This is a genomic window from Sphingomonas paeninsulae (genome assembly GCF_003660165.1).
GTDB classification, from domain to species: domain Bacteria; phylum Pseudomonadota; class Alphaproteobacteria; order Sphingomonadales; family Sphingomonadaceae; genus Sphingomonas_O; species Sphingomonas_O paeninsulae.
Genome location: NZ_CP032827.1, coordinates 97,106 through 114,846, shown reverse-complemented (window position 1 = coordinate 114,846; position 17,741 = coordinate 97,106). Strand labels below are relative to the sequence as shown.

21 protein-coding genes and 1 pseudogene are annotated in these 17,741 nt (G+C 58.2%); 11 read left to right on the top strand and 11 right to left on the bottom strand.

All coding sequences use genetic code 11. From position 1 onward, the window contains the following. Genes D3Y57_RS00590 through D3Y57_RS00575 form a run of 5 tightly spaced genes read right to left on the bottom strand, consistent with a single transcriptional unit; the run spans nt 1 to nt 5,826 of the window. Complete coding sequence (locus D3Y57_RS00590; RefSeq protein WP_121150390.1) at nt 1–3,057, bottom strand: efflux RND transporter permease subunit; 3,057 nt, start codon at nt 3,055–3,057, stop codon at nt 1–3. Beyond that, on the bottom strand, nt 3,057–3,992 hold the full coding sequence (locus D3Y57_RS00585) for an efflux RND transporter periplasmic adaptor subunit (RefSeq protein WP_239025675.1): 936 nt from the start codon (nt 3,990–3,992) through the stop codon (nt 3,057–3,059). Before D3Y57_RS00585 ends, D3Y57_RS00590 begins: the two co-directional genes overlap by 1 nt. Beyond that, complete coding sequence (locus tag D3Y57_RS21240; protein ID WP_347400360.1) at nt 3,973–4,647, bottom strand: TolC family protein; 675 nt, start codon at nt 4,645–4,647, stop codon at nt 3,973–3,975. Before D3Y57_RS21240 ends, D3Y57_RS00585 begins: the two co-directional genes overlap by 20 nt. A 5-nt stretch (nt 4,648–4,652) precedes the next feature. Then, nucleotides 4,653–5,480, bottom strand: coding sequence for a TolC family protein (locus tag D3Y57_RS21235; RefSeq protein ID WP_347400359.1), 828 nt, complete (start codon nt 5,478–5,480; stop codon nt 4,653–4,655). Nucleotides 5,481–5,517: 37 nt separating this feature from the next. Further along, nucleotides 5,518–5,826 (bottom strand): PepSY domain-containing protein, encoded by a 309-nt coding sequence (locus D3Y57_RS00575; protein ID WP_121150386.1) that lies wholly within the window; start codon nt 5,824–5,826, stop codon nt 5,518–5,520. 152 nt (nt 5,827–5,978) lie between these two features. On the opposite strand from D3Y57_RS00575, the gene D3Y57_RS00570 reads away from it, so the two are divergent. From D3Y57_RS00570 to D3Y57_RS00550, 5 genes and pseudogenes are all read left to right on the top strand, one after another. After that, nucleotides 5,979–6,659 (top strand): winged helix-turn-helix domain-containing protein, encoded by a 681-nt coding sequence (locus tag D3Y57_RS00570; protein ID WP_121150384.1) that lies wholly within the window; start codon nt 5,979–5,981, stop codon nt 6,657–6,659. Next, nucleotides 6,656–8,029 carry a sensor histidine kinase gene (locus tag D3Y57_RS00565; protein ID WP_121150382.1) on the top strand — a complete coding sequence of 458 codons (1,374 nt, stop codon included), beginning with the start codon at nt 6,656–6,658 and terminating at the stop codon, nt 8,027–8,029. The genes D3Y57_RS00570 and D3Y57_RS00565 overlap by 4 nt, the downstream gene beginning before the upstream one ends. 37 nt (nt 8,030–8,066) lie before the next feature. After that, the gene (locus D3Y57_RS00560; protein WP_121150372.1) at nt 8,067–9,095 is read left to right on the top strand and encodes a YncE family protein; all 1,029 of its coding nucleotides are present in this window, start codon (nt 8,067–8,069) and stop codon (nt 9,093–9,095) included. A 2-nt stretch (nt 9,096–9,097) separates the two neighbouring features. Continuing rightward, nucleotides 9,098–9,589, top strand: a pseudogene (locus D3Y57_RS00555) (COG4705 family protein); the annotation flags it as partial. 46 nt (nt 9,590–9,635) lie between these two features. After that, a complete protein-coding gene (locus D3Y57_RS00550) occupies nt 9,636–10,082 on the top strand; it encodes an Rrf2 family transcriptional regulator (protein WP_121150368.1) in 447 nt (148 codons plus the stop codon). A gap of 41 nt (nt 10,083–10,123) precedes the next feature. Here D3Y57_RS00550 and D3Y57_RS00545 read toward each other — a convergent pair whose 3' ends face one another. Genes D3Y57_RS00545 through D3Y57_RS00535 form a run of 3 tightly spaced genes read right to left on the bottom strand, consistent with a single transcriptional unit; the run spans nt 10,124 to nt 11,826 of the window. Beyond that, nucleotides 10,124–10,480 (bottom strand): DUF488 domain-containing protein, encoded by a 357-nt coding sequence (locus D3Y57_RS00545; RefSeq protein WP_121150596.1) that lies wholly within the window; start codon nt 10,478–10,480, stop codon nt 10,124–10,126. Between the two features lie 15 nt (nt 10,481–10,495). After that, on the bottom strand, nt 10,496–10,981 hold the full coding sequence (locus D3Y57_RS00540; RefSeq protein ID WP_121150366.1) for a DUF6306 domain-containing protein: 486 nt from the start codon (nt 10,979–10,981) through the stop codon (nt 10,496–10,498). After that, nucleotides 10,978–11,826, bottom strand: a complete 849-nt coding sequence (locus D3Y57_RS00535; RefSeq protein WP_121150364.1) for a LysR family transcriptional regulator — start codon at nt 11,824–11,826, stop codon at nt 10,978–10,980. The genes D3Y57_RS00540 and D3Y57_RS00535 overlap by 4 nt, the downstream gene beginning before the upstream one ends. 512 nt (nt 11,827–12,338) lie before the next feature. Between D3Y57_RS00535 and D3Y57_RS00530 the strand changes: the two genes are divergently transcribed. The 6 genes from D3Y57_RS00530 to D3Y57_RS00505 all read left to right on the top strand — a co-directional run bounded on the left by D3Y57_RS00530 (nt 12,339) and on the right by D3Y57_RS00505 (nt 15,534). Then, nucleotides 12,339–12,962: a superoxide dismutase gene (locus tag D3Y57_RS00530; protein WP_121150362.1), complete on the top strand. Its 624-nt coding sequence runs from the start codon at nt 12,339–12,341 to the stop codon at nt 12,960–12,962. A gap of 110 nt (nt 12,963–13,072) precedes the next feature. After that, the gene (locus D3Y57_RS00525; protein ID WP_121150593.1) at nt 13,073–13,735 is read left to right on the top strand and encodes a peroxiredoxin; all 663 of its coding nucleotides are present in this window, start codon (nt 13,073–13,075) and stop codon (nt 13,733–13,735) included. Next, complete coding sequence (locus D3Y57_RS00520) at nt 13,713–14,414, top strand: carbonic anhydrase (protein ID WP_121150360.1); 702 nt, start codon at nt 13,713–13,715, stop codon at nt 14,412–14,414. The genes D3Y57_RS00525 and D3Y57_RS00520 overlap by 23 nt, the downstream gene beginning before the upstream one ends. Before the next feature lie 28 nt (nt 14,415–14,442). Further along, a complete protein-coding gene (locus D3Y57_RS00515; RefSeq protein ID WP_121150358.1) occupies nt 14,443–14,817 on the top strand; it encodes a hypothetical protein in 375 nt (124 codons plus the stop codon). An 8-nt stretch (nt 14,818–14,825) separates the two neighbouring features. After that, entirely contained in the window at nt 14,826–15,119 is a 294-nt protein-coding gene (locus D3Y57_RS00510; RefSeq protein ID WP_162986845.1) for a hypothetical protein, read from the top strand. A gap of 157 nt (nt 15,120–15,276) precedes the next feature. Next, nucleotides 15,277–15,534, top strand: a complete 258-nt coding sequence (locus tag D3Y57_RS00505; RefSeq protein ID WP_162986844.1) for a hypothetical protein — start codon at nt 15,277–15,279, stop codon at nt 15,532–15,534. 277 nt (nt 15,535–15,811) lie between these two features. Here the strand turns inward: D3Y57_RS00505 and D3Y57_RS00500 are convergent, their stop codons facing one another. The 3 genes from D3Y57_RS00500 to D3Y57_RS00490 all read right to left on the bottom strand — a co-directional run bounded on the left by D3Y57_RS00500 (nt 15,812) and on the right by D3Y57_RS00490 (nt 17,157). Next, on the bottom strand, nt 15,812–16,066 hold the full coding sequence (locus D3Y57_RS00500; RefSeq protein ID WP_162986843.1) for a hypothetical protein: 255 nt from the start codon (nt 16,064–16,066) through the stop codon (nt 15,812–15,814). Between the two features lie 163 nt (nt 16,067–16,229). After that, the gene (locus tag D3Y57_RS00495) at nt 16,230–16,556 is read right to left on the bottom strand and encodes a hypothetical protein (protein ID WP_121150350.1); all 327 of its coding nucleotides are present in this window, start codon (nt 16,554–16,556) and stop codon (nt 16,230–16,232) included. 160 nt (nt 16,557–16,716) lie between these two features. Beyond that, a complete protein-coding gene (locus D3Y57_RS00490) occupies nt 16,717–17,157 on the bottom strand; it encodes a CBS domain-containing protein (RefSeq protein WP_277873292.1) in 441 nt (146 codons plus the stop codon). Between the last annotated feature and the right edge of the window lie 584 nt (nt 17,158–17,741).

Below are 17,741 nucleotides of genomic sequence, written 5' to 3'. Positions count from 1 at the left end.
TTAATTCGTTGGGTTGTTCGAAGGCCGCTCGCGAGGGAGCGTGAGCCTGGTGAGTATGGGCATGGCGATCAGAACCAAGGGGTATTGGAGCAGGAGGCCGGCGATGATCGCGATTGCCAGCGGTTGTTGAATGCCCGAACCTTGGCCGATCGCAAGCGCGAGCGGAAGCAGGGTCAGGATCGCTGCCAGTGTCGTCATGGTGATCGGGCGCAGCCTGTTACGGCTCGCCTCGCGCGCGGCGTCGCGCCCTGGCATTGTGTGGGACAGCTCTTCGACTTCGGACATATAGAAAATCGCCATCTCTGTGCCGATGCCAATGATCATGGTCATCCCCATCAATGCTGTGATGTTGAGCTCGACGCCAGTGACCCACAGCGCGGTGAATACTGCGGTGGTGGAGAGCAGCGAGCACACGATGATGATCGTCGGGCGCCAGAACTGGCGGTAGAGGATCAGGAGCAGCACGAACTCCGCAACCAGCGCCGCCACGAAGACTTTGGCGAGGCCCGAGAACGCGATCTGCTGCTGCTGGTAAAGACCGCCCAGTTCGTAGCGTATGCCGGGTGCTAGTGCGCCAGGTTTGTCGAGCAACGCTTTTACGTCGCCCACCGCCGCACCAAGCCCCCGGCCTTCGATTCGGCCGGTGACGGCCACCATCGGTTCGAGATTTTCTCGGGTGATCTGGGGTTGCCCAGTTTCCCGGGCCACATCGGCGACGCGGCTGAGCGGAAATACGTGACCATCAGGCGCGCGGATCGGCAGTTGCGCGAGCTCGGCCTCGGTCATCGTCATCATGTTGGGAAGTCGTACCCGCACGTCCACCACCTTTGTCGCCTGCGGTAGCGACGTGGCGATCGAGCCGGTGAGCGCGGTGTTGAGCGCCGCTTCGATATCTGCGGGAGCCATGCCTTCAACGCCGGCGCGAATTGGATCGACATGGATGTTGAGCGCATCCCCTGCAAGCTGGACGCCGCTCTTGACTTCGACGACCCCGGTCAACTTCGAAATTTGTGCGGCCGTCTTCTCCGCCTGCGCACGAAGGGCGGTCGGATCGGACGAGTAGAGCTTGATTTCGATCGGCTGCGGGACCGAGGTCAGATCGCCGATCAGGTCTTCCATTAACTGGCCCAGCTCGACCTGTACGCCGGGTACCTTTACCTCGATGGCTGAACGGACATCGCTCATCACATTATCGGTGGTTTCTGTGTGTCCCGGCTTGAGGCGGACGAAATAATCGCCGTGATAGCTTTGACCGAGACCCCCACCGAGATCGGTGCCCAACCGCCGCGAAAAGGTGAGGACTTGAGGGTGGTGGCTCACGATTGCATCGACCTGCGCGATTTGTCTGCTCGACTCGTCGAGCGAAGTGCCGGGGACGGTATAATAGTCCATGTTGAAGCTGCCCTGATCGACCTTGGGCATAAAACCGGTCGGGACCTTCGCATAGCTCAGATACCCAAGCGCTAGCAGGGGAACGAGAGCGATCGCGAGCACCCACGGTCGGCGTGCGAGCCCATCGAGAGCACGGTCGTGGTGCCGGGCCAGCCAGCCTTCACCGGCACCGCCGGGGTCGCGCCATTTGCTAAAATCCACGATCCGGCGGGTAAGCACCGGCACCACGAACGCAGTCATGGCCCAGGAAATGCCCAGGGCTGCTGCCATCGTGATCGACAACGCCTTTGAAAAGGCGCCGGTTACTCCGCTCAGGAAGGATAGTGGCAGGAAGACGATTAACGTGGCGAGGCTCGATCCTGCGAGTGGAACCATGAACTCGCGGGCCGCGGGTAGCACGGCGGCCTTGCCGTTCTCGCCATGTGCCTCGTTTGCGCCCGCTCGTCGGGCAATTTGCTCGACCATGACGATCACGTCATCAATGAGCAGCCCCACCGCCGCAGCGATACCGCCAAGCGTCATCAGGTTGAAGCTCATCTTCATCATGCTGAGCACGAGAACGGTCGCTGCCAGGGTCGCAGGAACGACGATTACGGCGACCAAAGTCACTCGCCAGCTGCGCAGGAACAACAGCAGGACGCCGGCCGCGAGCACCAGCCCGATCAGCACTGCGTCGCGCACGCTCGACACCGATTGCGTGACGAGTTCGCTCTGATCATACCAATTGATGAGCTTCACCCCTGGCGGCAGGCGATAGTTTGCAAGCGCCTGCGCCACGGACTTGGCGATCTGGACTGAGTTGCCGTCCGGTTGCTGGTAGATATTGAAAAGCACCGCCGGGTGCCCGTCCTCGACAACGCGCGTCCATTGAGGTGCCACGCCGTCTTGAACTGTCGCGAGATCGCGCACGCGCACGGTTCCGACCGGATCGGATCGGACGACGATCTCGCCAACGGCGGATGCGCTGATAATGCTGCGGTCGGCTAGAACCAGCGAAAGCCGCCCGCGATCCTGGATTTTGCCGACCGCGCTCAACACGTTGCCTGAGCGGATCGCGGTCGCTAGGTCGCTCATCGCCAGACCGTAGCTGGCGAGTCGGTTTGGATCGGCCAGCACCTGTACTTCCGCCGTATCACCGCCCTGAACCTCGACGCGGGCAAGCCCGGGTATCGACGACAGAAGCGGCGTGATTTCGTACCGGGCAAGATCCTGCAAAGCGACAGGTGAGATGGACTTTGAAACGAGCGCGTAGGAAATGACAGGGAAGACCGTGGGGTCCATCCTTCGCACATTGTAGTTGGTTCCCGGCGGAAGGGAGCCGATCGTGCGTGCGATGGCCGTGTCGACCAGTAACGTGCTGGCCACCATGTCGCGACCCCAACCGAAATCGATCGAGATCTGGGCTGAGCCTCGGGTCGTTTCCGATCGAACGTCACGAACGCCTGGAATGCTGCGAATCGCCTCCTCAACGGGGCGGGTGACGATAAGCGCCATTTGATCGGCGGGCCGACTGCCGGCATCAAGATCAACCAGCACGCGCGGGAACGAGACCTGCGGGAACAGGCCGAGCGGCAGCGACAGCGCCGCCGCGATGCCGGCCAGCGCCATTGCCATAGCAATCATCACGAATGCACGGGATTGCCGGCCAAGCAGTCTTTCAAACATCAGCGGGCGATCGAACGGACGGCTTGGCCATCCTGTACTTGATAGGCCCCGTCCACGATCAGCGGCCGGTTAAGCAGTATCGGTCCTTTGACCACATCGAGCTGCTCGCCCGCCAAAAGAAGTTCGATCTTGATGAGGTGCGCTTTGCCGGCGACGAGCTGGAAGATGCTCGTAGGCCCGTTGGCGGTGACCACGGCGCGGTGGGGCACGATCCATCCGGCGACCTCGCCTATGGCGATATCGCCGCGCAGTGCTTCGTTCGGAAGCACCGCGCCTGCCGGTAGCGAGAGGTCCACATTGATCATGTGCGTCTTTGGATTGAGCACTCCGTCCACCCGCACCACATGAGCCGGGATTGGTGGGCCCCCATTCAGGCGAACCACCTTGGCGCTTTGTCCCACTTGGACGCGGCCGGCTTTGGCGGGATCCAGCCCGACGGTCGCGACGATGCTTCCCGTTCGTGCCAAGGTCACCAAAGGTGCACCGGCTTGTGTTCGATCACCTTGTGCGACTGACACCGTGGTGACAACGCCGCCGAATGGCGCGGTAAGCGTTCGCGTCGGCTGTCCTGCACCCGACCGTCGCAAGGCCGTAATGGCAGCTTGGGCGTCGCTGACCACCTTTTCCGCCTGAACGAGTTGGTCGCGCGTCGCGAGCTGTTGCGTCAGCAACTGCGCCGTCGTTGCCCGCTGCTTTTGCGCTGCGGAAAGCGATGTGATTGCCTGCTGATACGCACTTACCGACGATGGGTCGGTGGTGAATACCATGAGCACTTGTCCCGCGCGCACCGTCGAGCCCGGCATCACCGCGAGGCGCGACACTTGGCCGGGTTGGGGCACGCTGATGGTTTCTGAGCCGTTTACCCCTGGCGCGGCGCTGCCATAGGCTGTCGCCCACTCGGGAGCGGTGCCCCGCTCAATTTTCTGCAGGCTCACGAGCACCGAAGGCGTAGGAGCAGGATCGGACGGCGATGAACTGCCGCACCCAGCCAGCAGGGCCAGAGGCAGAAGGGCGAGCGGCTTCATCGCCGCACTTCGGTGTTATCCAGACCCGGCAAGATTTCGACGGGGGTAGCCCGGCGCCTACCAGAGTTTGTAGCGCCACCTGCCGGTCGAGCAGTCCCAGCTCCAGAGTTACCACTTCCTGCTCCTTGGTGTAGCGATTGACGACAAGATCAACATAGCTGCGCTCGTCGAGATTGGAGGCGCCGAAGGCATTGGCGGCGCGTTCTGCAGCCAGCCTTGCTGCCGGAAGATCACGGCGCACGATGGCAAGTTGCTCGGACAGCAGGTCCATTTCGGACAGAAGTGCGCCAACCTGGCCGGCTGCTGCCGCAAGGCGCGCCGAATAGTCCCCATGGAGCTGAGCCCGGGTCGCATTCGCAATGGCGACATTGCCTTGATTGCGATCGAAGATCGGCAGCCCGATCGTGGCTTGCGGCCCGCCGTTGATGACACTGCTGTTGTCGCTGCTGGCGGTCGCCCCGAGAATCAGATCGGGAAACTGCGACAGGATCGCCACCCGGACATTGGCGTCTTGGGCGTCATATCCGAGGCGGAGCGCCACGAGGTCAGGACGCCGATCGGCCAATGTTGTCAGATCCGCGCGGATCGTGGCCGGATTGAAGGGAGGCAGATCAATCGTCCCCCTAGCGGAACGACGGCATCAGGCACCAGTCCGAGCAGCGCGTTGAGCTGGTGCCTGAGCGAGAGTTGCCGCTGATCCAGCGCTTGCAAGGCGGCTCGCGCCGATTCCAGAGCGACAAGCGTGGGTGCCGCCGTGACCAGAGTGACGTTACCGGCTGCAAGCGCATGCTGGAGAACGGCGTTGCGGTGGGAGAGAAGGCCGAAAGCCTCGACCAGCAGGGGCCGGCTTTGCTCACCTGCGATCAATTCTACCGCGAGTTGCCGTGCCTGTCCGGCGACCTGCCATTCGTTCCAGAGGATTTCGGCATCGATCTGTTGGGCCGCATAGCCCGCCGCCTGCCGCCGCGCACGGTAGGTGATGAGCGATTTAATGTCTTGCGTCAGGCCAACATTCCATCCGGTCACGGTGCCAGCTCCCGAGATCAGAGGGAGTAACGCGCCGGCAAGCGAGGGGTTTGGCAGGATACCGGATTGCAGGAGTTGAGCTTGCGCGAGCCCGTGCTTTCCGCGCGCCGCGCGCAGATCAGGATTGTTTTGAAGCGCCAGCGCAGTGACTTGAGCGACACTAAGCGGCGCTCCCGGTACGAAACCAGGGAGCGCCGCGACCGAGGGTGCCAGAGGGGGCGTTTGCACCAGCGAGAGGGGGAATAATGCGCGCAGCCAGCCAGCGCCAAGGGGGCAAAGAGCAGCAGGGAGCGCACGGTGGCGGCCCGGTTCGTCGGCAGTGGCAGTGGCATCGGTCCTCCCGTTCAGCGCCGTGTCTTCGACCCGGGCCACGCAGCCTATAGTGCTGCGATCAGCTATCAGGTGTGCATCAATCGGGATGCGCGCCTTCGGCCTGGTTCTCCAGAACCCTGCCCGTTTTTGCATCGACGCCGACTTCATAAGTCTTGCCGTGGCTTATCACGTCGAAAGAGTAGCGCAGGCCCGTGCCGCCCGCTTCCTTTTCCAGTTCTTGGTCGGTGATTTTGCCGGGCCGGGCGTGAAGCGCCGTCGCCCGCGCCGTCGCCAGTGACACCTTCGCCGTCGGCATGAGTTCGGAACCTGCCATGTGCCCAGTTGCCGCTTGAGCGCCGCTGGCGATCAACGTGGCAGCGGCCAGCGCGATGAGATAGTTACGCATTGTGACTCTCCTGAGGCTTCATTGCCTCTGTGATCCGGCCTACACCCCCCTACATTCGCGGAACCTCAATTGGACATTAGGAATTCCTAACTTGTGTGGCGAAGATTCATTAGCACCATAGGCGTACTCGCATAGGAAAGGCGGCCCTGACGATGAAGCTGCTGCTACTCGAGGATGACGATGCGACACGTTCGCATATCGAGAAGGCTCTGACCTCGGCCGGGCATGTTGTCGATGTATGCCTAACTGGACCAGATGCAGTATTTCTTGCGAGCAGTAACGAATATTCGGTTATCATTCTTGACCGCATGGTGCCAGAACTTGATGGTCTCTCCGCGTTGAAGCAGCTGCGCGCTCAAGGAGTCTCTACGCCGGCAATCCTGCTGACCGGAATGGACGGCATCAGGGATCGGGTCGAAGGCCTCGAGGGCGGAGCAGATGACTATCTGGTGAAGCCGTTTGCGACCACCGAACTTGTCGCCCGGGTGGCGGCGCTTGCCCGGCGCCCACCGTCCGTCGATGCCATCACGATGTTGAGGGTGGGCGACCTGGAACTGGACCTCCTGAAGAGAACGGTAAGCCGGGCGGGACGCCGCATTGAGCTCCAAGCGCAGGAAATGAAGCTTCTCGAATACCTTATGCGTCACAAGGGCGAAGTCGTAACTCGGACGATGATGCTCGAAAATGTCTGGTCGTTTCACTTCGACCCGCAGACCAATCTCATCGAGAGCCACATGAGCCGGTTGCGAGCGAAGATCGATCGCGGATTTGACGCGGACCTGATCCACACCATTCGCGGCTCCGGTTACCGGATCGAAGCGTCGCCGCCATGAAAAAAACCAGCTCCTTCAACAGCGCCGCTTTTCGCTTTGCCCTGCTAATTGCAGGGCTTTTCGCCGTGGGCTCGATCGTCTTGCTGACGATCGTCGAACATTCGCTTCGCGCTTATGCAGCCGAGGCGACAGCAGTTGGCCTTCGATCGGAACTGGCTGTTCTGACAGAAGATTGGCCGGATGGCGGCAAGCAGGAAGTGATTGATAGCATCCGCCGTCGCCAACGATCAGCATTCGAGCAACCGTTCCACTATCTGCTGCTGGATGCCGACAGCAAACGTCTGGCGGGGGATCTGCCGGTGACTGCCGCCCGGCCCGGATGGGGCCGCGTTACTTTCGTGGACGACAGGCCTCAACTAGGTGAACCGAGCGATGCGGAGACCTTCCAGACCCTCGGCACACGACTATCAGACGGCTCGCTGCTGGTGGTCGCCACCGATACTTTCGACGTGCAGAGCGTTCGCCATCGGCTTGTGGCGTTCACGATCGGCTCGAGCATTGCATTGACCATTCTGGCCCTCATTGGCGGCTATTTGATCGGGCTGATGTTCCTGCGCCGGCTTGATCGCGTTAACGGTGCGGTGGCGCGCATCATGTCGGGAGACATGACAGAACGCTTGCCCGCGATCGGCATGAGCGCAGAGTTCGATCACCTGTCCACGAACCTCAATGCTATGCTGGACCGGATCGCAGCGTTGATGGAAGGGTTGCGACAGGTATCGACTGATATCGCGCATGACCTGCGGACGCCGTTAACGCGGCTCCAACAGCGACTGGAAGCGATGCGGGGCAGTGAATCCGAGGCTGCCTACGAGACCGGCATCTCAGATGCCTTGACGCAGATCGGCGAAATCCACGTGATATTCAGAGCCCTGCTTCGCATCGGGCAGATCGAGGGAGGCGAACGAGGGTCTCTCGTCCGGATTGATCTGTCCGAATTGATGAGGCGGTTGGAGGAAGCCTATCAGCCCGTTGCTGAGGACGCGGGGAAGACTTTGCGCGCTGCGATCGATGACGGCATCGCCGTAGTTGGGGACGCAGAATTGATTGCCCAGCTCCTCACCAACCTGATCGACAACGCGCTTGTCCACACGCCCCCTGGTACGAACATCACATTTGCTTTGCATGAAGGGGCTGCCGGCGTGGTTGTCATGGTCTCGGACAACGGACCCGGCGTACCTGCAGATCAGCACGGCAAAATTCTCCGACGCTTCTATCGGCTAGACCAGAGCAGACATACGCCCGGCGCCGGCCTTGGGCTGGCGTTGGTCGCCTCGATCGCTGCGTTGCACGGGGCAGAGCTATTGCTGGAGGACAACGAACCCGGATTGCGGATTCATCTGCGGTTCGCTGCCGCCGCGTGCTCATAACAGTTAATTCTACCAGCATCGCACAAGGAGCCATAGCGTGAAATCTTCGATCATTGCCACCATGGTGGCTGCGGCTGCGGCCGCCCTGGCTGGGGTTGCCCATGCTGACGCGACTCCGGACTATTCGTTGACCAACAGCATTCCGCTCGGGTCTCCCGACCGGTGGGACTATGCCGTATTCGATGGTCCTACGATGCGGGTCTATGTGGCGCATGGTGAGCGGCTTACGGTCCTCGATGCGCGAACAGGAGAGTTGATCGGACAGGTTGAAGGCATAGCGGGCGGCACCCATGGCACCGCCATATCGGATCGAGAAGGCCTCGGCTTTACCGACGACGGCGAGAAGGGAGAGGTCGTCGCGTTCGATCTCAAAACGCTAAAGATCATTGGTCATATTCCCGCAGGGGCAGATGCAGATGGCATGGTCCGTGATCCCGCTACCGGCCATATATTCGTGATCGAGGGCGATCCAGGAACGGTGACCGTGATTGATCCTGCGCAGAGGAAAGCTATTGCAACGATCAACGCGGGCGAAAAAATGGAATATGCCGCTGCGGACGGCCAAGGCCACGTCTTCGTAGCGGGCGAGGCGAATAGTGATGTGGTTGAGATTGATGCACACACCAACAGGATCATGGCGCGTTGGCCGGCGCCAAATTGCAGGAGCCCCCACGGCCTTGCGCTCGACAAGGCTGGGCAGCGCCTGTTCATGGGGTGCGCCAACGCCCGGTTGATGGTGCTCGACGCGCATTCCGGCCATGTTGTTGCCGACCTTGCTATCGGCTCGGGGAGCGACGCAATTGCCTTCGATCCCGTCCGGAAGCGGGTGTTCAGCTCCAACGGACGCGATGGGACGGTCACGATCTACCAGCAAATCTCCGCCGACGAATATACCGTGCGGGCGCCGATCCGTACGGCGGTGAGCGGCAGGACCATGACCCTCGATCCGGCGACCGGCCGGCTGTTCGTCATTGCTGCCGATACCGATCCCAGCTCAACGCCGGGTGGCCGGCCGCATATAAGGCCCGGAACTGTACGCGCTCTCATCTATGATCCCGTTCAGTGAGCATGGATCAGCCTGCCTTGAAGGAGCTACATTGTAGGGCGAGCCAAACCGACGCGCAGATTGCCTTGAGCAAGGTACCAGAAGTCACACTCGTGTTCTGGATCATAAAAATCCTGGCGACGACGCTTGGTGAGACCGGCGGCGACACCGTGAGCATGACGATGAACCTTGGCTATTTGGTTGGGACCGCGATATTCGCAACCCTCCTCGTCATCTTCGTTGTCTGGCAGATCAGGGCTGAACGCTTCCATCCGGTTCTATATTGGGCAACCATCATTGCCTCAACCACGGCCGGAACGACCATGGCGGACTTTTCCGATCGCTCGCTCGGTATCGGTTATCCCGGCGGCGCGACGTTGCTCCTCGTCTGCGTGCTGGCTTCGCTGGCAGTCTGGCATTTTACCTTGGGATCGGTATCGGCGGACACGGTACGGACGCCGAAAGCGGAGATCTTCTACTGGGTTGACGTCCCCCCTGTTTTTTCATCCATTTTAAGCGAGAGTTTCCCGGTCTTGTAAAGCCTTCGGGCAAGGAGATTCCATGCGGCTCACGCGCTACACCGACTATGCCCTGCGAGTGCTCATTTATCTGGGCGCCCGGCCCGACATGCAGTGTTCAATCGCCGAGATATCGCGCGCTTATGACATCTCGCAGAACCACCTGATGAAGGTGGTCAACGATCTGGTAAATGCCGGCTACCTGGCGAGCGCGCGTGGTCGGTTTGGTGGGATTAAGCTTGCCAGACCGGCCGAGGAGATCAATGTGGGATCTGTCATACGGCACACCGAAGATGGCTTCGATCTGGTTGATTGCGGCGATTGTATCATCGCCCCCGCTTGCGGATTGACCGGTGCATTGCGGCAGGCGCTCGCTGCCTTTTTAAATGTGCTGGACGGCTACACGCTGGCGAATCTCGTCACCAATCCGGCAGAGCTTGGCATGCTGTTTAGCGCAGCAAAGAAGCGGGATCTGCCTCAGGCCGGCTAAAATAACGCAGTTGTAACAATTGCGAACTGCCACAGCCGTTTTCAGCGATGCTCTGCCATATAGTTTGCGAGGACGATCGCGTGATTGTGCTGCTCGTCTCGTGCGGCATATAGCAACGTGCTGGGACCGCTGCTGAGCAATTTCGCCAGTTCGGCTACCGCAACGGGGTTGGCATCCAGTTCTTCCCGGTAGCGGCGGTTGAAATCGGCCCAAAGCTCTGGGTCATGCCCAAACCACTTCCGCAGTTCAGTGCTGGGAGCGATATTCTTGAACCACGATGTCAAAACAGCGGCATCTCGGCGCAGGCCACGCGGCCAAAGTCGATCCACTAGAATCCTGTTTCCGTCCTGCTTTACAGGAGGATCATAAGCACGTTTGATACGAATGGGCTGCACAATGGTCACGGTGCCTGCTCAGTCACCCGTGTCAGCGATGCACTGCTCTGCGTGCAAGATATTCTCGACGTGGCTCATTTTCATCTCGGCTAGAGCGGCATGCAACTTTTCGTCACGGACACGCGGAAGCAGGTCATCGAGCTTGCGGACAACCCAGGCTTGGCCGCGATTCAGGAAAGTGAGCCGTTCACAGGGGTCAACGATGGCCATAGCCTTGCCATAAAATGCGCCGCATGCTGCCGAGGGGATGACGCCAATCCGTTTGATCTGGCCGGCGAGCATTGCACACCATTGTGCCTCATCCGCGTGTATCGCCTGTACTAGGTCCGCAAGCGCCGGATCGCTGAAGGCTTTCGCACTTTCGAGCGTGACGCGTGCGCCGGCGCGTTCGGCTTCGAGAAGCGCGTTGAGCGCAGCGGCGATCTCATCGCGGCCAGCATAACCCATATAAACGTCATCGCTCTGGGATGCGTAGCACACTGGGGAGGCGGGCTCATCGATCATGCGGCGATGGCCGCGGCGGCACGCAAGCCGGTTCGAATACGCGCCATAATACCTTCGTCGGCCTTGGTGGAATGGACCGCATAAGCAGAATAGGAGAATTCGGGACTATCCGGCACCAGCGCTAGTCGGCCTTCCTCCAAATAGGAGCGTACGAATCCCTTGCGAAAATAGCCAGTTCCGCCTGTGGCCAGGATATAATCAAGCGCGAGCGGACCGTAGCTGATTGCAACGACGGAATTGGCCCGATCGGGAAAGGCAGCCTGGTAGCTTGCTGCGAATTCTTCGCCCCAGTCGATAAGGACATGATCTTCAGCCCCTAGCACCCGATCGGTAGGCGTGGTGCGCACCAGCACCAGTTTCTCTTCGAAAAGCAATTCTGCAATCACGCCGGGGCGGCGTGGTGCGCCATAGAGGATCGCGACATCGAGCGAACCATCCTGGACCTGCTCCATGAGATTTTCAGCGCTATCGATCTGCGTGCTTACCGCGAACTCGGGACATTCGCGGCGCATCCACAACAGCCAGTGGCGTAACAATGGGCTCCACAAGCTGAGCTCAGCGCCGATGGTGACCACACTCTCGCGTCCCGGAGGAAGAGCCACCGATCGGCGGGCGCGTTCCCAAACCTGCACAAGCGTGGTTGCGAACCGGAGAAATTGCTCGCCGGCGGGCGTGAGCTTTGCACCTGATTTGTTACGGATGAAGACCGGCCGATCGAGTTGCTCTTCGAGTACGCGGATCCGTGCGCTGACTGCTGTTTGGGTCAAATTGAGGTTAGCGGCTGCACTCACGAACGTGCCGGTTTTTACGACTTCCAGGAATGTCCGCGCGACCCCGATATCCATGCAGCACTCATTTTCTGTTTATATTGCAATTATATTCATTTGCATGCCGACAATAGCAGAGCGAACAAGGTTGGGAAAGGAGGCCCTGCCATTATGCAATATCCCGGGCCAATCCGGCCGGAGAGGTCGTCGGGTCCTTATCGGCGGATATGGCCGATCATTCTGACACTACTGTGTGCTGGAGGGTGGCAGTTGATATATTGGCTTTGCGCGAGCAAAATCGTGAGCGAAGATACTGTTACAATGGCAATTGTGATCATTGTCCCGCTCGCGACTTTCGGGCTCGCAGGCAACGGGGCCCAGGAGCTGTTTTGCAGGATATCCCGTCATCGCAGCGGCGCACCATCCTCAAAAGCGCCCGTTGAACCCATTGATTGATCAAAAGATTGATCTGGCTGTCCCTTTCGGAACACGAGCAATGGCTGCGCCTCACCTCAGACAAGCGCGACATGGTGGCTCGACAAAAAATCCTCCATCATACTCACTCATTATTCTAAAAGGAGAATATTGCCATGGCATTTACGCTTCCCGAACTCCCCTTTGACAAGTCCGCGCTTGAACCCGTGCTTTCGGCAGAAAGCTTCGACTTTCATCATGGCAAGCACCACAGGGCCTATATCGATAAGGTCAATGGCTGGATCGACGAAAAGGGCCTGGCCGGCAAAACGATCATCGACATCGTGGAGTTTGCGAACGAACGCGGTGACAAGCCGCTTTTCAACAACGCGGCCCAGGTCTGGAACCACAGCTTCTTCTGGCAGTGTCTGGCGCCGGTCGACGCGACCAAACCATCGGGAAAACTCAGAACGATGATCGAGAGTGGGTTTGGCTCGCAACAGGGGTTGATCGAGAAGCTGGCCGCCGAGGCGGTCAGCCATTTCGCGAGCGGCTGGGCCTGGTTGATCCTCGAAGGAGACAATCTCAGGATCACATCGCTTCACGACGCCGATACACCGATCGTAAACAGCATGGCCCCGTTGCTGACAATCGATGTCTGGGAACATGCTTATTATATTGACTACCGCAATGCGCGGCCGAAGTTTGCCGAAGAGCTGCTCGCCAAAGCGATCAACTGGGATTTCGTTTCGCGCAATCTCGACGGCGCGGGCGCGGCACGGGCCGACCAAGCCCAATAGTCGCTTGATCCATTAACCGCAATAATATCGCTACAAACAATCAATAACATTCGTTTGTTAGGGGCACGGAGAGCTGGGATAAGGAGGCCTTATCAGAATGAGGAATGAGCATGACCATTCAGCTCGGGCAGATCGCGCCGGATTTCGTGCAGGACAGCACTGAAGGACGTATCGGCTTTCATGATTGGCTAGGAGGTTCGTGGGGCGTGCTCTTCAGTCACCCCAAGGATTTCACGCCGGTTTGCACGACAGAACTGGCTGAGGTTGGACGGCTCCGACCCGAGTGGCGCCGTCGAAACGTCAAGGTTATCGGGTTGTCGATCGATCCTGTCGAGGCGCACCGGATCTGGGAGGCCGATATCGAAGCGACACAAGGGCAAAAGGTCAACTTTCCGATGCTCGCCGATAACGATCGAACGGTTTCTCAGCTTTATGGCATGATTCATCCGCAAAGCGACCCGGCCGTCACCGTCCGCTCCGTCTTCGTCATCGATCCGCTCAAAAAGGTCAGGCTGATCCTCACCTATCCGCCGAGCGCGGGACGCAATTTTGCCGAGGTCCTGCGAACGATCGACAGCCTGCAACTGACCGATCGTCGCAGCGTAGCCACGCCCGTGAACTGGCAGCCCGGACAGCCGGTTATCGTGTCCCCGAATCTGTCGAATGAGGAAGCCGCACGGCAATTTCCGCAAGGCTACAAAACGCTCAAGCCCTATTTGCGGATTGTTGATCTCGAGGAAGGCATGGCAGATGGTCGCCCCGCCGCAGCTTAATGAGGTATCAGAACTAACTGGTAGCGATGGCATCGCTGATCTGTTTGAACGGAATCGGCGCTGGGCGAATCGCAAGACTCTGACCGATCCACATTTTTTCGAACGGCTCGTCGGCCAGCAAAGTCCGCAATATTTCTGGGTGGGATGTTCCGATAGTCGCGTGCCTGCAACAGAAATCGTCGATCTCGAACCGGGCGAAATGTTCGTCCACCGCAACATCGCAAATCTTGCGCCGGCGAACGATGTCAATTTCAACGCCGCCCTCCTGTTCTCCGTTAACGTACTGCGCGTTCGACATATCCTTGTCGTAGGCCATTATTGCTGCGGGGGCATTCGCGCGTCCCGGAAAGCTTTAGCAAATGATGCCGTCGGAATGTGGCTCGCGCCTGTTCGGGCCTTGTGCTGGCAGCATCGTGGCACGCTCTATGCCTTGCCAGACGAACAAGCGCGGGAAGACCGACTTTGCGAACTTAATGTCGTTTCCCAGGTCGAGAAGCTCTGCGCCAATCCGCTGGTCAAGCAGGCATGGGAGGATGGCTACGATCTGACGGTGCATGGGCTCATTTACGCTATTGGGGATGGGCTCTTGCAGAGAGTCTGCGCCCCTGTCTCTGGGATTTATGCGGGTGGCGCCGGTGTCGTGAGTGACGATGACGATGACTATCAGAATATCCTGTGAACGATCGGACGCTCTGTGCGCAAGGGGCTTGGACTTATCCCGAGAATATGGCGAGCTCGCCCAACTTTGCGAGGGTGCCTCCGCAGCGGACCGCGAACTCGACGCGCGGATCGCCCGCGCCATGTTTCCCGGCCTGGCGGATCTGCACCCGCTCGAGATTGCGGTTTGGCGCCATGGCGACGGCAGCCGCATCCGTGCACTGCGCTATTCCGCGGATAAGAATGCAGCGATGACGCTTGTTCCGATAGGTCATTGGATTGAAGCTGATGCTGGTCTGCGTGGTCACGTTTGGGTTTACGGCCCGCGCGGCGACGAGGCAGTATCGGCAAATCATGATCTGGAACCGCTGGCGATATCAGCGGCATGTCTACGCAGCCACGCGCGGGCCAAGGCGAGGTCATAGCCGCTTTAATGGCCGCCATTCAACAAATTTGCCCATCAACACTCTGTTTAGGAGAAAAAAAGGTGCTCATCACCGTATATCATGGTGCCGACGTCGACACTGCAAAGTTCAAAGGAACGATGTATTTCGACGCCATTCCTGCTCGCGGCGAAGAACTCGAAATAGATAATAGGAACTATGTTGTCGGCCGCGTATGGCACCTACCAAATGTTTTCTACGCAGGCGCAAAACTTGCAATCCTGATCAATGAGACAGCCGAAGACATCGCTGCATCGCCTAAGCGCACGTTGGCAAGTGCGTAATTGATGCTCTATCCGAATCTATTCCTGCAACTGGTAGGAGGATTAGCTATGGGAATGACTACCACTTCCATAGCTCATTCCAATGGCTCCGAGCCTTGGGGTTGGTTCTGCGTTACGGTTCGAGGACATCGAATCTTCTTTTGGCGAAGAGGGCCGGATGCCAGCAGCGCAAGCCGTCGCGCTTATTGCAATACCGGTTGGCACGCCTCTTTCCGATGCTCGAGCGACTTTGGAACGGGCCGGTGCGCGCTGCAACATGCAACGTCTTCACCCTTCGATCATGGAGTGTATTTACGCCCAACGGGTCACGGTCGATGATTATTATCCCGCAGACATCATATGGACGACGCGCCTGCACGGGGATGGTGTTCGCGTCACAGGGATGACTGTTAGCCGGGCTTTCGATAAACACTGATCTCCCCAGTGCAGGAAGTGCACCGAATTTCCCTGCAGAGTAGCTTTTCCAACCCAAGCAGTTGTTGCGATAAAGCGTGGGTGACCCTATCCGTCTGGCGATTGGCGTTGCTCGCTTGCAATTACATTGCGGGAAACGATCCGGAGGGGGCGGCGACTGCGGGGGCCCACGATCCGTATCCAGCAGACCGGACTGGACCATAAGGTCGGCCATAGCTTCGATACCCTTGCCAATTCTGGCAGTCCACACGTTCTCAATGCATCATGGTGGGCTCTTGCTAGTTTGTTGCTCCGCCACGAGCCATCATCACAACGGCTTTTTTACCTTTGACGCCGAGTGCCGCCAAAGCAATACGGATGATTTTCCGATGATCGGCTGACCCTGGGAAAAGATTTGCCCATTCTGGCGCGCCTGCATTCTTGGTTTCGGCCCAGATCCGTGCAGCAACGAGTTCAATCTCGCGTTTTTCTGGCAACCGTGCATTATTCATGCATGCTACAATTGCAGGATATTTACGCGGACTTGGTTGCATGGCTTTATTCCTTCAAATCAAGTGAATATCGACTCAACAGATTTGCTCTTCTGTCCGGAAGCGGCTTCGATTGACATAACGGTTTTACCAAACACGCTTTGTTTGCTCGGCGCACAAATTTCACGTTGCGCTCTGCGGAGTCCAACGATCGCAACCCGTAAATTCAAGGCGATCGATGCATCCCAGCCACCTTAATAACCTTGTACTTTGTTTTTTGCGCATCTATCCGGCTCCGCCAAACGCTTCCCTCTGACCATCCGCAGAAAATCGAAATCAGGCTGAAGATCGTGATAATCGGCAGCATTCGAGTCCCTTGATGGGTTGCTAAAAGAATGGTTGCCACGATGAGAAATCCGGCGACCGGCCCCAGTTCCGGATGGTGAGTGACTTTAAAGAGGTTCCAGAGAGCCCAGGACACCGCCGCTGCAATGGCAGCGCCGCCAACTAGATCCCCGATAACCTGAAGCAAGATAATTAACAGCTGAATCACAAACCCGCCTTTCGGACCGTGTGAAACAAGTTTTCCCGGAAAACAGGAACCCTGTTTAGGCGTTCAAACTATCTCGTAATGCGATATAATACAACTTTGTTTATTGGTCAAAATGAGAATTTTGAAAATCTCAGGGGACACGGGGGCGGAGAACTCGAACTCAGTTGGCGAAGGTGGTCGGGTGAAAAGAACGTTGATTATGCTCGCCGCCGGGACGAACGATTTTCTCCAGAGCTAAGCTTGTCGATGAAGCCTCGGCGTGCTTCGCCGCATCCGCTAGTGAAACGAGACCGACGAGTCTGCCGGAGGCATCGACAATCGGGACGCGGCGAACCTGTTGTTTGCCCATCCATCGAACGACGCTCTCAACGCTATCTTCTGCAAGACACGATTTGGCCGGTGAAGTCATAGCGTCGCGGATGGCGCATAACGATGATCTTCCCGTGACAACCATACGCGTCACAATGTCGCGATCTGTAACTATCCCCACGAGGGTTTCGCCGTCCATAACGGGGAGCCATCCGACGTCTCTGTCCGCCATTGTCTGTGCGATGGCTTGAACAGTGTCTCTGGGGCACGCGGTAATAACAGTCCGAGTCATGATCTCCGAAACCTTCATGTTTTTCTCCAATGACCATATGACTATGGGATATCGTTCAGTGCATGATCGTTCCCTTTCCTAAGGGCCTGCGCAACAGAATATTTTTGCCGTCGAAGCACAGAAAGTTTGTGGAGAAACGACTTCACCACACTCGAAATTGCCTTTTCATCTCAAGTTTAAATACAAGATCTTTGCGCTATCTGATCAAAAATACTCGTTTGGCTGGCGAGTTTAATAGGCAGATTATCGTTTGTGAGGAGTTACACGAAATGAACTCGCGCAACCGAACGACTTTCAAAAGGTCGCATGAAATCAATCGGTCGAGCACATTTGCAATTCGAATGGCAACCGCTTTCGTTTTGACGGTGGTCGTTCTGGCTGTATTGAAATTCATAAAGGCGGCCGGAATCATTGGCGAGCCGGGCAGGCTTCTCTTTATGGGAATGATCATCATTCCATTAGCTTTGTCTGTCCGAATTTTTCGCTTTTGGCGAAGCATGATAAAGTCGGAGAAGCACCGAAGTCAGAAAATGCCGCCGATCATCGACGCGAGTATGTGGCCTGTGGTGGTAGCGTTTTCAAGA

What these genes read in the sequence shown, in the direction of transcription:
- D3Y57_RS00565 (WP_121150382.1), top strand. Translation starts at nt 6,656, where the DNA reads ATGAAAAAAACCAGCTCCTTCAACAGCGCCGCTTTTCGCTTTGCCCTG.
- D3Y57_RS00530 (WP_121150362.1), top strand. Translation starts at nt 12,339, where the DNA reads ATGGCATTTACGCTTCCCGAACTCCCCTTTGACAAGTCCGCGCTTGAA.
- D3Y57_RS00535 (WP_121150364.1), bottom strand. Translation starts at nt 11,826, where the DNA reads ATGGATATCGGGGTCGCGCGGACATTCCTGGAAGTCGTAAAAACCGGC.
- D3Y57_RS00540 (WP_121150366.1), bottom strand. Translation starts at nt 10,981, where the DNA reads ATGATCGATGAGCCCGCCTCCCCAGTGTGCTACGCATCCCAGAGCGAT.
- D3Y57_RS00550 (WP_121150368.1), top strand. Translation starts at nt 9,636, where the DNA reads ATGCGGCTCACGCGCTACACCGACTATGCCCTGCGAGTGCTCATTTAT.
- D3Y57_RS00510 (WP_162986845.1), top strand. Translation starts at nt 14,826, where the DNA reads ATGGCCGCCATTCAACAAATTTGCCCATCAACACTCTGTTTAGGAGAA.
- D3Y57_RS00490 (WP_277873292.1), bottom strand. Translation starts at nt 17,157, where the DNA reads ATGACTCGGACTGTTATTACCGCGTGCCCCAGAGACACTGTTCAAGCC.
- D3Y57_RS00590 (WP_121150390.1), bottom strand. Translation starts at nt 3,057, where the DNA reads ATGTTTGAAAGACTGCTTGGCCGGCAATCCCGTGCATTCGTGATGATT.
- D3Y57_RS00525 (WP_121150593.1), top strand. Translation starts at nt 13,073, where the DNA reads ATGACCATTCAGCTCGGGCAGATCGCGCCGGATTTCGTGCAGGACAGC.
- D3Y57_RS00570 (WP_121150384.1), top strand. Translation starts at nt 5,979, where the DNA reads ATGAAGCTGCTGCTACTCGAGGATGACGATGCGACACGTTCGCATATC.
- D3Y57_RS00575 (WP_121150386.1), bottom strand. Translation starts at nt 5,826, where the DNA reads ATGCGTAACTATCTCATCGCGCTGGCCGCTGCCACGTTGATCGCCAGC.
- D3Y57_RS00500 (WP_162986843.1), bottom strand. Translation starts at nt 16,066, where the DNA reads ATGCAACCAAGTCCGCGTAAATATCCTGCAATTGTAGCATGCATGAAT.
- D3Y57_RS00505 (WP_162986844.1), top strand. Translation starts at nt 15,277, where the DNA reads ATGCCAGCAGCGCAAGCCGTCGCGCTTATTGCAATACCGGTTGGCACG.
- D3Y57_RS00520 (WP_121150360.1), top strand. Translation starts at nt 13,713, where the DNA reads ATGGTCGCCCCGCCGCAGCTTAATGAGGTATCAGAACTAACTGGTAGC.